The 14,033-nt window shown below is 69.1% G+C and carries 11 protein-coding genes; 8 read left to right on the top strand and 3 right to left on the bottom strand.

Going from position 1 to position 14,033, the window contains the following annotated elements:
- From AX750_RS26385 to AX750_RS03765, 8 genes are all read left to right on the top strand, one after another.
- Positions 1-2,462, top strand: a 2,462-nt coding sequence (locus tag AX750_RS26385; RefSeq protein ID WP_197432786.1) for a hypothetical protein, incomplete at its 5' end; no start/stop codon positions are given.
- A complete protein-coding gene (locus AX750_RS03795) occupies positions 2,459-4,087 on the top strand; it encodes a ShlB/FhaC/HecB family hemolysin secretion/activation protein (RefSeq protein ID WP_066733688.1) in 1,629 nt (542 codons plus the stop codon). The genes AX750_RS26385 and AX750_RS03795, both read left to right, overlap by 4 nt.
- Before the next feature lie 23 nt (positions 4,088-4,110).
- On the top strand, positions 4,111-4,833 hold the full coding sequence (locus AX750_RS03790; protein WP_066733686.1) for a SapC family protein: 723 nt from the start codon (positions 4,111-4,113) through the stop codon (positions 4,831-4,833).
- Between the two features lie 97 nt (positions 4,834-4,930).
- A complete protein-coding gene (locus tag AX750_RS03785) occupies positions 4,931-6,460 on the top strand; it encodes an acyl-CoA carboxylase subunit beta (RefSeq protein WP_066733683.1) in 1,530 nt (509 codons plus the stop codon).
- Positions 6,461-6,580: 120 nt separating this feature from the next.
- Positions 6,581-7,954: an MBOAT family O-acyltransferase gene (locus AX750_RS03780; protein ID WP_066733680.1), complete on the top strand. Its 1,374-nt coding sequence runs from the start codon at positions 6,581-6,583 to the stop codon at positions 7,952-7,954.
- Entirely contained in the window at positions 7,929-8,957 is a 1,029-nt protein-coding gene (locus AX750_RS03775) for a hypothetical protein (RefSeq protein ID WP_066733678.1), read from the top strand. Before AX750_RS03780 ends, AX750_RS03775 begins: the two co-directional genes overlap by 26 nt.
- A 193-nt stretch (positions 8,958-9,150) precedes the next feature.
- The gene (gene dksA, locus AX750_RS03770; RefSeq protein ID WP_066733676.1) at positions 9,151-9,573 is read left to right on the top strand and encodes an RNA polymerase-binding protein DksA; all 423 of its coding nucleotides are present in this window, start codon (positions 9,151-9,153) and stop codon (positions 9,571-9,573) included.
- Between the two features lie 175 nt (positions 9,574-9,748).
- Positions 9,749-10,987: an alpha/beta hydrolase gene (locus tag AX750_RS03765; RefSeq protein WP_245282296.1), complete on the top strand. Its 1,239-nt coding sequence runs from the start codon at positions 9,749-9,751 to the stop codon at positions 10,985-10,987.
- A gap of 4 nt (positions 10,988-10,991) precedes the next feature.
- Here AX750_RS03765 and AX750_RS03760 read toward each other — a convergent pair whose 3' ends face one another.
- The 3 genes from AX750_RS03760 to AX750_RS03750 form a co-directional block, all read right to left on the bottom strand.
- On the bottom strand, positions 10,992-12,089 hold the full coding sequence (locus tag AX750_RS03760) for a catalase family protein (protein WP_066733673.1): 1,098 nt from the start codon (positions 12,087-12,089) through the stop codon (positions 10,992-10,994).
- 71 nt (positions 12,090-12,160) lie between these two features.
- On the bottom strand, positions 12,161-12,832 hold the full coding sequence (locus tag AX750_RS03755; protein WP_066733670.1) for a L,D-transpeptidase: 672 nt from the start codon (positions 12,830-12,832) through the stop codon (positions 12,161-12,163).
- Between the two features lie 267 nt (positions 12,833-13,099).
- Complete coding sequence (locus tag AX750_RS03750) at positions 13,100-13,420, bottom strand: hypothetical protein (protein WP_066733669.1); 321 nt, start codon at positions 13,418-13,420, stop codon at positions 13,100-13,102.
- Positions 13,421-14,033: the final 613 nt, after the last annotated feature.

The following is a 14,033-nucleotide window of genomic DNA, read 5'->3' as shown; positions in this document are numbered from 1 at the left end:
CCCTCGGCGCCGCCACCGCCACGACCGGCGACCTCGCGATCACCTCGACGAACGCGGACATAACGGCGGCGACGCTGGTCGCCGGACGCGACGCGACGCTCAACGCCGCAACGGCCGTTTCGGTCACCACCTCGCTCACCGCGGGCCGCACCGCCGACGTCACTGCCGGCAGCGGCACGCTCGGCATCGCCTCGCTGCTGGCCGGAACCGACGCCACGCTCGCTGCCAGCGGTGCCGTTACGCTCGGCGACGCGACCACCACGACCGGCGACCTCGCCATCACCACGACCGGTGCCGGAATCACGGCGGCGACCCTCATCGCCGGGCGCGACGCGACGCTCAACGCCGCGACCTCGATCGCCGTCACCGCCTCTCTCACGGCCGGCCGCGATGCCGTGCTCTCGGCGATCGGAGGCAGCATCGACATCGCCCGGCTCTCGGCCGGCGGTCTCCGCCTCTCCTCCTCCGCCAGCCTGACGCTCGGAACGCTCGTTTCGACGCTCGGCGCCATCGCGCTGACCTCGACTGGCGGGAGCATCGACGCGACCGAGATCACCGCCGCTGGCGACGTGACGCTGACGGCGGCCGGCGCGATCCGCGTCGCGCAGACCCTGTCTGCGGGAGGCGCCGCAACGGCGGCAGCGGGTGGCGTGCTGGAGATCGACCGACTCGAGGCCGGCACGACCGCCACCCTCACCGCCGCCGGCGCTGCAACACTCGGCGAGGGCACGACTCTCGCCGGCGACCTGACCCTGCGCTCGATCGGCGGGGACGTCACGGCGCAGGCGCTGCGGGCCGCGGCCAGCCTGCGGGTCGACGCCGCGGGCGCGATCACGGTGCCGGTCCTCGACGCCGGCCGCGATCTCGTGCTGAGTGCCGGCGGCGCCCTGCGCACCGAGCAGGCCGAGGCGCGCGGCGGCGATCTCGGCGCGACCGTCGGTTCGGCCGTCGCGACCCGCCTGGCCTCCTCTGGCAATCTTGCGCTCTCCGGCAGCGGCCGGCTCGATCTCGGCTCGCTATCCTCCGGCGGCGACCTTGCGGTCGCTTCGCGTGGCGGCTCGCTCGCGATCCTGTCCGCGCGCAGCACCGGCCGCAGCGCGATCGACGCCGAGGGCGATCTCGGCCTCGGATCCGTCACCGGCGCCGAGATCGCCCTGGCCTCGCGCAACGGGAGCCTCGGCGCCGAGACGATCGACGCCGCCGGTCTCGCCACGCTGACGACCGCTGGCCGCCTCGCGGTCGGCAGCCTCTCGGCGCGCGACATCCGTGCGACGGCTGGCTCCACCCTCGATGTCACGACACTGACCGCGGGCGGCAACGCCGAGCTGCGCTCAGGGACGACGATGACGCTGCGCACCGCCCGCATCGGCCGTGACGCGACCCTGGTCGCGGGCGACACACTGACGGTCCGCGAGATCGCCACGACCACGGGCGATCTCAGCCTCACCACCAGCGGCGCGCTGGTCGGCGGCACCTTGACGAGCGGTGGCTGGACCCGACTCTCCGCCTCCAGCCTCGCCGTCACGCGTTTGACCAGCCGTCGTGCCGCCGAGATCGCGACGCTCGGCACGCTCGACCTCGCCGAAGCGTCGGTCGGTGGCGACGTGACGTTGACCTCGACCGCAGCCAATCTCGACCTCGGGACCGTTCTGTCCGACGGCTCGGCCACCCTGCGCGCCGCCGGCTCGATCCGGGCGGCGCGGATCGCCGCCGCCGACGTGCTGGCCTTGCAGGCCGGCCTCTCCGGCACCGGCTCGATCGCGATCGAGCGCGGCGCGGCCCTGACGACGACGGCGAGCGCGCCCGACGAGGTCCGGCTCGGCCGCTTCGGCGCCGGCGCGAGCATCACCATCCTCGGCACGCGCATCTCCGCCGACATCGTGCAGCTTCCGAGCGGCGGCAGCCTGCCGCTGGCGCTCGACATCGGCGGGGTCCGCGAGACGGTCGCCGAGATGGCCGAACTTTCCGTCGAGGCCGCGGCCTTGCGCGTGGGCCGCCTCGCCCTTCGCGATGGCCGCCTCGCCACGACGGCCGGCGATCTCGGCATCCTCCGCGCCACGATCCCCGGCGCGCTGACGCTGACGACGCCGGCGATGAGCGTGCTGGCCAATAACCGCAGTCTCGCCCCCGTCACCGGCTACGACGTGCAGCTCTATCCGAAGGATCGCCCGTTCTTCCTCAACGTAAATGGCAGTAGGCTTTCGACCGACGCCTTCATCATTCAGGCCGATTCGGACGTGGCACAGCTCTCCTCTAGCTTCGGCTCCTCGATGGCGCGCGATCTCGCCCGCCTCGGCACCCTCTTCCCCTCCGCGCCGGCCTTCGGCGAAACGGCACGGCGCTTCGTTCTCGGGGAGGACGGCCGCTGGCGCGGCGTCTCCGGGGATCCGGAGACCACCGCCTCGATCGGCGGAACGAGCGGCCCGCGCGTCAATCTCGGCGGCGCAGAGGGGCAGCCTTGATCCGCTCCCGCCTGGCCTTCGCCGCAATCGCCGTTTCTCCCCTCGCGTTTTCGAATCCCGCTGCGGCCCAGATCGTGCCGCAGACGATCGAGAACGAGGCCGAGCGCCAGCGGCTCGAGATCGAGCGCCGCACGGCACCGCCGCGCCAGCGCGGCCCTGCCGTGATCGCGCCGCCCGCGGCGCCCCGTGTCGAGTTCCCGGCCGGCGGCACCACCGTTCTGCTGACGCGCATCGATTTCGACCCCTCGCGCCTGCTAGGCGCCGCCGAGCTGGAGGCGATCAGCGCCCGCTATGTCGGCCGTCGCGTCGATCTCGCCGGGATCGGCCAGATCGTCCAGGCGGTGAACGATCTCTATGCCGAAAAGGGCCAGATCACCGCCAGCGCCGTCCTGCCGCCTCAGAAGCTCGATGATGGCGTGCTGCGCGTCCAGCTGGTCGAGGGGCGCGCCGGGGCGGTCTCGATCAAGGGCGGGGTGCAGACCTGGCCCTGGTATGTGCGCTCCCAGGTGCCGCTGATCGATGGCGAGGTCATCGACGCCCCCGCCCTCAACCGCGCCGTCTCGATCTTTAACCGCATCAACGATCTGCAGCTCAGGGCCCAGCTCGGCGCCGGCGCCAGCTTCGGCCTCACCGATGTCGAGCTCGCCCTCACCGAGCCGGCGCGCAACACGGTGCAGTTCTCCTATGACAACCAGGGCGTACTCTCGACAGGGCGCTACCAGGGCACGCTCTTCCTGCGCCACCACAACCTGCTCGGCATCGACGACCGCATCGTCTTCTACGGTTCGCGCGCCCGCGGCAGCATCCTCGGCAGCGGCAGCTACACGCTGCCCGTTACGCCCTGGGGCACCCGGCTGGGCGCGACTTTCACCCGCTCCGCCTACCGCATCGTGACCGGCGCGATCCGCGAATTGCGGCCGGAGGGCATCTCGGAAAGCGTCGCACTGACCCTGTCGCAGCCTGTCTTGGCGACCGACGCCATCCTGCTGCAGGCCACCGGCGCGCTCGGGACCGGCCAGGGCCGCAGCAAGCAGCTCGACATCGCCACTGTCGAAAGCCGCTACACCCGGGTCCAGGCCGGGCTCTCGCTGAACGTCGCGCTGCCCGGTCTCAGCCACGCCTCGACCGCCAACTGGAGCGAGGTTTCCCATGAGGACCGGCTGGCGGAGCGCAAGCGCAGCCTCACGATCCTGACCGGCACCACCAGCTCGGTCTGGCGCATCACCGAGGATCTCTACGGCACCGCCGTCGGCGCCTGGCAATATACGGGCGAGACGCAGCTGCCGGGCGACCAGATCTTCCAGATCGGCGGCCCGACCACCGTGCGCGGCTATCCGATCGGCGCCGCCTTCGGCAATTCCGGTTTCTACGGTCAGGCGGAACTGCACTGGCTCCTGCCCGATCCGCTGAAGCAGCTCGAGGCTTTCGTCTTCCTCGACCATGGCATCACCTACCCCAATGCCACCGACAGCATGCGCGCGACCTCGGTGGGCGCAGGGCTGATCTGGCGCCCGGTCGACTGGGTCTCGCTCGAGGGCGGCTTCGGGCGCCCGCTCGAGCGGGTCTCGGCAAACCAGCGCGATGTCGAGCTCTACATGCGGCTGACGCTGCGCAAGAGCATCTGAATTCACTCCGTCAGGACGAACCCATGGCCCCTCTGCCGCTCTTCTATTCCAGCATCGCGGTGCTCGACCGCAACACCCATCGGCAGTCGCGGCTGGCCCCGCCGAAGGCGCCCTATGCCTTCGCCGCCGGCGCCCATGTCCTGCCGGCGCTGATGGCCGAATTCGCACCGGCCTGCCGCGACATGCCGATCCTCTTCCTCGAGGAGCAGGGCGCCGTGTCGCCGCTCTTCATGGTCGGCATGCGCCCGGGCGAAGGCTGCTTCGTCGATGCGGAGGGGCGCTGGCGCGGCCAGCACGCGCCGGCCTATCTGCGGCGCTACCCCTTCATCGGCGGCGACCTCGCCGGCGAGCAGCAGGTCATCTGCCTCGATGGCGGCTATGCCGGGCTGCAGGAGGCGGAGGGCGAGCGCCTCTTCGACGACGAGGGCGAGCCAACCCCGGTCCTGCGCGACATCGTCGCCTTCGTCGCCGACTATGCAGAAGCCGCCAAGGCGACCGCGGCCTTCACCGCGGCGCTGAAGGAACTCGACCTGTTCCAGACCATCAATGTCGAGATCCGGGCCGGCGACGGCACGACCTCGAGCTTTTCAGGCTTTTCCGCGCTCAGCGCGGAGCGGCTCGATGCGCTCTCCGACGAGGCCTGGACGGAGCTGCGCCGCAAGGGCTACCTGCTGCCGATCCACGCCCATCTCATCAGCCTGCAGAACTTCGCCCGCCTCGGCGATCTCGCACAGTCGCGGGCCTGATCGCGCCCGACGCCCCGACCAACGGGTGATGGACTCGCGCCTGTGGCGCGCTTAATCCGGTAACGGCAAGATCGTTCGTCGGCTCCGGGGCGTCCTCATGAAAGACATTCTCGACCAGCTCGAAGCGCGCCGCGAAGGCGCGCGTCAGGGAGGCGGCGAGCGCCGCGTCGAAGCCCAGCACAAGCGCGGCAAGCTCACCGCCCGCGAGCGCATCGAGCTTCTGCTCGACAAGGACTCCTTCGAGGAGTTCGACATGTTCGTGCAGCATCGCTGCGTCGATTTCGGCATGGACAAGGCCGAGAAGATTCCCGGCGACGGCGTCGTCACCGGCTGGGGCACGGTCAACGGCCGCACCGTCTTCGTCTTCTCCAAGGACTTCACCGTCTTCGGCGGCTCGCTCTCGGAGACCCACGCCCAGAAGATCGTCAAGATCCAGGACATGGCGCTGAAGATGCGCGCGCCCATCGTCGGCCTGTTCGATGCCGGCGGCGCCCGCATCCAGGAGGGCGTGGCGGCGCTCGGCGGCTATGGCGAGGTCTTCCGCCGCAATGTCGCGGCCTCGGGCGTGATCCCCCAGATCTCGGTGATCATGGGTCCCTGCGCCGGCGGCGACGTCTACTCGCCGGCGATGACCGACTTCATCTTCATGGTCCGCGACACCTCCTACATGTTCGTCACCGGCCCCGACGTGGTGAAGACCGTCACCAACGAGACCGTGACCTCGGAGGAGCTCGGCGGCGCCAAGGTCCACACCAGCAAGTCCTCGGTCGCCGACGGCGCCTTCGAGAACGATGTCGAGGCGCTGCTGCAGATCCGCCGCCTGCTCGATTTCCTCCCCGCCAACAACACGGCGGGCGTGCCGGAATGGCCGAGCTTCGACGTTCCCGACCGCGTCGACATGAGCTTGGACACGCTGGTGCCGGACAACCCGAACAAGCCCTACGACATCAAGGAGCTGATCCTGAAGGTCCTCGACGAGGGCGATTTCTTCGAAATTCAGGGCGCCTATGCCGGCAACATCGTCACCGGCTTCGGCCGCATCGAGGGCCGCACGGTCGGCGTCGTCGCCAACCAGCCGATGGTGCTGGCCGGCGTGCTCGATGCCGACGCCAGCCGCAAGGCCGCGCGCTTCGTGCGCTATTGCGACGCCTTCGAGATCCCGATCGTCACCTTCGTCGACGTGCCGGGCTTCCTGCCGGGCACGGCGCAGGAATATGGCGGCCTGATCAAGCATGGCGCCAAGCTGCTTTACGCCTACACCGAATGCACCGTGCCGCTGGTCACCGTGATCACCCGAAAGGCCTTCGGCGGCGCCTATGACGTGATGGCCTCCAAGCATATCGGCGCCGACGTCAACTACGCCTGGCCGACCGCCCAGATCGCCGTGATGGGCGCCAAGGGCGCGGTCGAGATCATCTTCCGGGGCGGCGACGCCGAGACCATCGCGCGCCAGACCAAGGAATACGAGGACCGCTTCATGTCCCCCTTCGTCGCGGCCGAGCGTGGCTATGTCGACGAGGTCATCATGCCGCATTCGACGCGCCGTCGCATTGCGCGGGCGCTGGCGATGCTTAGAACCAAGAGCGTCGAGCGGCCCTGGCGCAAGCACGACAACATTCCGTTGTGAGCGCGGCGGCGTGGCCTCGTGCCGGGCTCGTCCCATGCCCGATGCGGCGAGCCAACCTCCCGACATGACAGCCCCTTCATAATCGGTTAACCGGGCGCGTCCCTTGTTGCGCCCGGCCCGATGCTCTTCAACTCCTTCGCCTTCCTGCTCGCCTTCCTGCCGCTGGCGCTCGGTCTGCACTGGCTGGTCGAGCGATTTGCGCCGCTCTGGCGGCTGCCGCTTCTGCTGGTGCTGTCGCTGGCGTTCTATGCCTATTGGGACTGGCGCTTCCTGCCGCTGCTGATGGCCTCGATCCTGGTCAACTGGCTGGTCGCGGAGGGCTTCCAGAAGACCCGTTCCGGCGCGCTGATCACGGCTGCCATCGTCGCCAACCTGCTCGTGCTGGCGCTGTTCAAATACTTCAACTTCTTCGGCGATCTCGCTGCGATGATTCCGGGTTTGCCGGCGCCGAAGCTCGATCTGGCGCTGCCGCTCGGCATCTCCTTCTTCACCTTCCACCACGTCATGTATCTGACCGATCTGCGCCGCGGCCAGGCGCCGCGCTACGATCTCGTCCGCTACGGGCTCTACATCGCCTTCTTCCCGCAGGTGCTGGCCGGGCCGCTGGTGCGCTGGCGCGAGATCATGCACCAGTTCGAGGAACGGCCCTATCAGCGGCCCGACGCCGCCGAGCGCTTCGGCCGCGGGCTTCTGCTGCTCACCGCCGGCCTCGCCAAGAAGGTGCTGATCGGCGATCCGCTGGCCGAATACGCCAATCCGGTCTTCGCCGCCGCGGCCGCCGGCAAGGTCGTCTCGGTGGTCGAGGCCTGGCAGGCGACGCTGGCTTTCACCTTCCAGATCTATTTCGACTTCTCCGGCTACACCGACATGGCGCTGGGCCTCGCCCTGCTGCTCGGCATCGTCCTGCCGCAGAATTTCAAGACGCCCTACCGCTCGACCAGCATCCAGGATTTCTGGCGGCGCTGGCACATGACGCTGTCGCGCTTCCTGCGCGACTATCTCTACATCCCGCTCGGCGGTTCGCGCAGCGGCCTGCCCACGCAGGTCTGGGCGCTGTTCGCCACCATGGCGCTGGGCGGCCTCTGGCACGGCGCGGGCCTGACCTTCGTCGCCTGGGGCGCCGCCCATGGCCTGGCCCTGATCGTCGCGCTGTTCTGGCGCCGCGCCGGCTGGCCGATGCCGCCGCTGCTCGGCTGGCTTCTGACCTTCCTCTTCGTCGCTTTCTGCTGGGTGCTGTTCCGCGCGACGAGCTTCGAGGCGGCGATCACCATCTACAAGGGCCTCTTCGGTCTCGCCCCGCTCGGCACAGGCTTCAAATGGCGGGCGCTGCTGCCGGCCGCCGCCTTCGCGATCATCGGGCCGACCGCCTGGGCCCTCGTCCACCGGCTCACGCCGTCGCGCTGGCTCGCCGTGGTGGCGGGCGTGCTGTTCGTCCTCATCCTCTTCAAGATCGGCGAAGACGCCAATTATGAGTTCATCTACTTCCAGTTCTGACGCGGCGGTCGGCGCTTCGGCGGCGAGCGAAGCCCGCTGGGCTGGGTTCGCGCGCAGCTTCGTCGTCACGACGCTGCTGGCGCTGCTCGGTACGCTGACGCTCGCCTGGCTGATCGACCCCTACGACACCGGCAACACCCCGCTGTCGCTGCGCGAGGGCGTGCGGCCGCAGGGTCCGCGCACCGCCGCCGCCAGCCGCGGCCGCGACCCTGCCTTTCAGGGTGCGATCTTCGGGAATTCCCATGTCCAGCTGCTCTCGCCGGAGCGGCTGCAGGCGACGACCGGCATCCCCTTCGTCTCGCTGATGGCGCCCGCCTCCGGCCCGAAGGAAGGGCTCGTCCTGATGGACTGGTTCCTGCGCCATCGTCGCGAACCGCCGCAGGCCGTGATCGTCGGCATCGACGACCTCTGGTGCACGGCCGATCCGCAGATGCCGAACGCCAAGCCCTTCCCGTTCTGGCTCTACAGCCGCGACCGCGCCGAATATCTCGTCGGCCTGCTGCGCTTCGACGTGCTGGAGGAGTTCCAGCGCCGCATCGTCTATCTCCTCACGGGCCGTGGCGAGCGCGCCAGACGCGACGGCTATTGGGACTACGAGCCCAATTACATCGGCATGGGCTATGATCGTGACCCCGGCAAGCGCGCGGAACTGGAGGTCTACATGCCGATCGGCGGCAATGCCGATGGCCCCTATCCGGCCGTCAAGGCGCTGGAAGCGATGATGGCTCAGGTGCCCGGCACCAAGCTCATTCTGCTGCGCCCCCCGGTCTATCGCTCCGCCCTGCCCCGGCCCGGCAGCCCCTCGGAACGGCCCGACGCCGGCTGCCGGAACGCCTATGCCGAGCTCGCGGCGCGCCGCCCGCTGACCACCCTGATCGACTGGCGCCGCGACCGACCTGAACTCCACGATCCGAATCAGTTCTTCGACCGCTCGCATTACCGCCAGCCGCTCGCCCGGCTGGTCGAGGCCGAGATCACCGCTGCCCTCGAGGCAATGCGCTGAGGCAACGCTCCGCTGGCTCCGGCCAGCGCAAATCGCTGTTGCACCGGGCAAAACACGTCCCCGTAAAGAAGCGCTCGGGCGCCTCCAATCCGATTGTGAGCGCCCCCCGGCATCGCTATAAGGGCGCCAAATCGGCGGCCCTCCCACGGCAAGGTCGGTGGGCGCCGGGGGACGACAACCAGAGAGTGCGCCTATGTCGAAGCAGATCATCCTCGACGCGGACTACAAGCCCAGCGACGACGAACCGTTCATGAACGACCGGCAGCGCGAGTATTTCCGGGGCAAGCTGCTGGCCTGGAAGGACGAGATCCTGAAGGAAGCCCGCGAGACGCTGGTCACCCTGCAAAGCGAGAGCGAGAACCACCCCGACATCGCCGACAGGGCCTCCTCCGAAACCGACCGCGCCATCGAGCTGCGCGCCCGCGACCGCCAGCGCAAGCTGATCGCCAAGATCGACGCCGCCATCGCCCGCATCGACGACAACACCTATGGCTATTGCGAGGAGACGGGCGAGCCGATCTCGCTGAAGCGGCTTGAGGCGCGGCCGATCGCCACCCTTTCGCTGGAAGCGCAGGAGCGTCACGAGCGCAACGAGCGCGTCTTCCGCGACGACTGAGACGCTCGTCCACGCCGGACGCATCGAGCCCCGCTCCTCCGGAGCGGGGTTTTTTCGTGGCTCACGCCGCTGCCGTCACGCGCGGCTTTCCTCGCCGCCTCGGCCCGGTCTATGCTGCCCCTGGGGAAGCCGATCGGCCAGCGGAGACGGCGATCGGCGGCGGGGGACAAGCGTCATGTTGCGTTGGATCATGCGTCCATGCCTGGCCGCACTCGTGGCGGCCGGCCTTGCCGGTTGCGCTGGCGATGTCCGCGGCGTTCTGCTGCCAGTCGCCACGGCAGCGCCTGACACCAGCCGCGTCACCATGCTGGTTGCGACAACGCGCGCGCCTGATCCGGATGACGGCCTGCTCTTTTCGGGCGAACGCGGCCGGCCAAGCTTTGCCGAGATCACGGTTTCGGTGCCCAGCGAGGCGCGTCGCAAGGTCGGCGAAGTGCAGTGGCCGAAGGCCCTGCCCGGCAATCCCGAGACCGATTTCGTCACGCTCAAGGTCGAGAAGCTCGACCAGAAGGGTGTGATCTCCCGTTTCCACAACGCCGTGCAGAAGGTCCCGAAGCGCCGGGTGATGGTCTTCATCCACGGCTTCAACAACCGCTTTGAGGACGCCGTCTACCGCTTCGCCCAGATCGTCCACGATTCGAAAGCGCAGGTGGTCCCGATCCTGTTCACCTGGCCCTCGCGCGGCTCGGTCTTCGCCTATGGCTATGACCGCGAGAGCGGCAACTACTCGCGCCGCGCGCTGGAAAACCTGTTCCAGGCGCTCGCCCGCGACCCGGCCGTCGGCGAGGTCTCGGTGCTCGCCCACTCGATGGGCAACTGGGTGACGCTGGAAGCCCTGCGCGAGATGTCGATCCGCAACGGCACGATCTCGCCCAAGATCGCCAATGTGATGCTCGCCGCGCCCGATGTCGATGTCGACGTCTTCCGCAGCCAGGTCGCCGACATGGAGGGCCGCCGCCCCCGCTTCACCCTCTTCGTGTCGCAGGATGACCGGGCGCTGGCGGTCTCGCGCCGGGTCTGGGGCAGCACCGCCCGCCTGGGCGCGATCGATCCCGACACCGAACCCTATCGAACGCAGCTCGAGAAGGCCGGCATCACGGTGCTCAACCTGACCTCGCTGCGCTCCGGCGACCGTCTCAACCACGGCAAGTTCGCCGAGAGCCCCGAGGTGGTGAAGCTGATCGGCTCGCGCCTGATCGAGGGCCAGCCGATCACCGACACCCGCATCGGCCTGGGCGAAAAGGTTCTCCAGGTCACTGCCGGCACCGCCGCGGCCGTCGGTTCCGTGGCGGGGCTCGCGATCTCGGCGCCCGTCGCGGTGGTCGATCCCGAGACCCGCCGCAACTTCGCCGATAAGACGGAGGCCGTCGGCCAGGCCCTGCGCGACGCAGGGACCGCCGTGACGACAGACTGAGCCCTCAGCGCACCGGTACCGCGCCGGCGCGCGGCTCGTGGATCGGGCAGCCATTCTGGCGGGCCCTCAGATCCTTCGACATCGCATAGGTCTCGCGCCGTGCGCGGTTGATACCGCCCAGCGGCCGGTGCGCCGCGAGCGCGTGCCAGACCGAGAACGACATCCGATCGTCGATCGCGGCCGCACGCGCCTCGCTCCAGGATTCCTGGGGCGCGACCTCAACGCGCGCCACCGTGAGGAAAGGACTTTCCTCTTCCGGCCAGATCACCGAAGCGTCCTCGATCGGCATGGTTTCGGCATTGGTCCGCAACTGGACCCTGAGCTCCCAGACCCCGCCCTGAGCATGGAAATGGTCGATCAGGCTGTCGCGAAGCCCGTTCGGCCGGCCGCGCAAATAGAGTTCGGCATCCTTGAGCCGCTTCAGCGCATCGGAGGCCGGGGCGAGCGAAAACTTCGCGACATGCTCGCCATAGCGGAAGGGCGTTTGGCCGTAATAGGTCTCTCCGAGCGGGTTGGTCATCGGATGCCCGCCGACGGATTTCAGGGTCGCGCTTTCGCCGCCGACAGCCTCGATCACCTGCTCCGCGCCGCGCGCCACGGTCGAGAAAGCCTTCTTCAGCCCGGGCGCGCGGTCGGTCGTCTTGGCCAGCAGCGACAGGCTCTTCGCGAAGGCCGCCGGGTCCGGCGCCAGGAAGGCGGGCCCGTTGACCATGACGAAATCCTGCGTCGGCGCCTCGTTCGGCGCGAGATGCTCGCCCTCGACGCCGACGACCTTCAGCGCCAGCCCGCGCGGCACCGAGACGGCGTCGTCGAGGATGTCGCCGGGGTTGGTGGAGATCCGCAGGATCGCCTCATGGCGGCCGGGCTTTGCGAACAGCCCCTGAGCGTAGGGCGCCGGCAGCCCGTCCAGCACCGTGAAGGTGCCGATGAGCAGCGCATGGCTCTTGGCGTGGACGGTGCGCAGGCCGTGGCCGCCATTGGCGAAGGTCGTCTCGCCGATGGAGCGCAGCGCCTCTTCGAGATCGCGGATGGTCTGCGCTTCGTCCGGAGCGGGTTGCTCCAGCGCGGGGTCATAGGGCAACGGCGTGGCGACAGTCTTCATGGGGCTCTCCGGATCGACGGTTGTCTCTCAACCGCCGGTCCGGACGCCTTGTTCCTGTCCCCCTCGCCGGCTCAGGCCGGCAACACGACGACCTTCGTCTTCACCGGAGTCTGGTCGTAGAGGTCGATCATGTCCTGCGTCAGCAGTCCGACGCAGCCGCTGGTGATGCCGGAGCCGATCGACTCCTCATCGAGCGAGGCATAGATCGTGTAGAGCGTGTAGCGGCCGTTCTGGTAGAGATGCAGCGTGCGCGCGCCCAACGGGTTGTCGAGGCCGCCCGGCATGCCGCGAGCGTATTTGGCGGCTTCCGGCTGCCGCTTGATCATCTCCGGCGGCGGCGTCCAGGTCGCCCATTCCGACTTGCGACCGACATAGGCATCGCCGCTCCAGCGGAAACCGTCGCGGCCGACATTGGCGCCGTAGCGCGTGGCGTTGCCGTCGCCCTCGATGCGGTAGACATAGTAGTTGCCCGGATCGACGATGATCGTGCCCGGCGCTTCCTTGCTCTCGTAGCGAACGGTACGGCGCCAGTATTTCGGATCGACCTTGCTCGGATCGGTCGCCGGAATCGCGAATTTCTTGTCGTCGACGGGCCCGTAGAGCTTCTTCGCCTCGGCGAGGCTCATCCCGTCCTGGGTGACGCAGCCTCCGAGCCCGAGCGCGCCGAGCGCCGCCGTCCCGCCGAACAGGAACGCCCGGCGATCGAGCGCCGCCGCGGCGGCTTTTCTGCCGTCGATGATCATGATGTCGGACGTCCCATACGCTGTTGAACCGGTCGCGAGGCCAGGGTCTGACAGCGGCCGTGACCCTCGCGCGGCGGAGACTGTCCCCAGATCGCGCGCTTGGCAAGGGCGAGGTTGAGGCAGCGCCTTCCGCCGCCAGCCGCCGCGGGGCCTGTAGCGCCCCTCGTTCCTGGCCCTTGTGACGCGATGGCCGGCCCCGAAACGCGAAACGGCCCCGCCCGGAAGGGCGAGGCCGAACGGTCTGCGAGAAAGCGGACCGCTGAACGCTTACGGCTTGGCCGGCACGCTGGTGGAGCCACCGCCGGCCGGGTTCGGCGCCGTTCCGGTCGGCCGGGTGGAGGGCATCGTGCCGGAAGGCGCCATCGGCGGATTGGAAGGGGCGCCGAGCACGCCGCCGCCGGCCGGATTGGCGGTCACGCCAGGCTGGCCGGTCGGCGCCACGGTGGCATCATTCGGCTTCGGCGTGGGAGCGGCGGTGGTCGGGCGGTTGTTGCTCGGGGCGTTGACGGGCGGCTGGGTCGACTGGGCGGTCGCGACCATCGGGGCCAGCGCGAGCGCGCCGGCGAGCGTCAAGGTCTTCAGGCTCATGGATGTCTCTCCGTTGTTGCGGTGTCCCCGAACCAACGGCAGGCACCTGCAAGGGTTCCCCGAGGTCGTCACCGCCCCCTGCGACCTTTCCGCCCCCCGCAGGGCGACAAGCCCGCGCCAGACGCGCCGGATTCCAGCCGGACGACGACGCCGGTGAGGATGAGCGAGGACACCAGCCCATCACCGGCAGTCGACCGTGGAACTTTGTCGATGCGGTCCGGTTCGTCTTCGAGCGGCATCGATCGGGCGGCGCCCAATCAGGTGGCACCAGGATCAGCCACCCCACCCCAAGCCGCGACGCAGAAGGAGAGACAACAATGGGCGGCATCTTGCTTTGGTTGATCGGCATCCCGATTCCGCTGATCATTCTGCTCTACTTCATCTTCTGACGGTTCTGGGCCTCCTTGGTAGCCTCCTTCATCGGCTCGAGGCTCAGACACGGGCCGGTCCGGCTCTTCGCCTGATCTGCCTCACGGTTGCGACTACCGACGTTCATCGGCTGAAGGGTTCGGCCACCTCGCGCTGCAAGGTGTCCTGAGCGATCCCAGCCGGAAACCTCGCCCGCGCTTCCACGCGGACGTCACAAACGAGGGGCAGCGGAGCGCCGCGAGGC

The organism is Methylobacterium sp. CCH7-A2, assembly GCF_001557075.1.
Classification (GTDB): domain Bacteria; phylum Pseudomonadota; class Alphaproteobacteria; order Rhizobiales; family Beijerinckiaceae; genus Allobosea; species Allobosea massiliensis.
The sequence above is the reverse complement of the archived record's forward strand: the minus strand, read 5'-3'. Positions and strand labels throughout refer to the sequence as shown.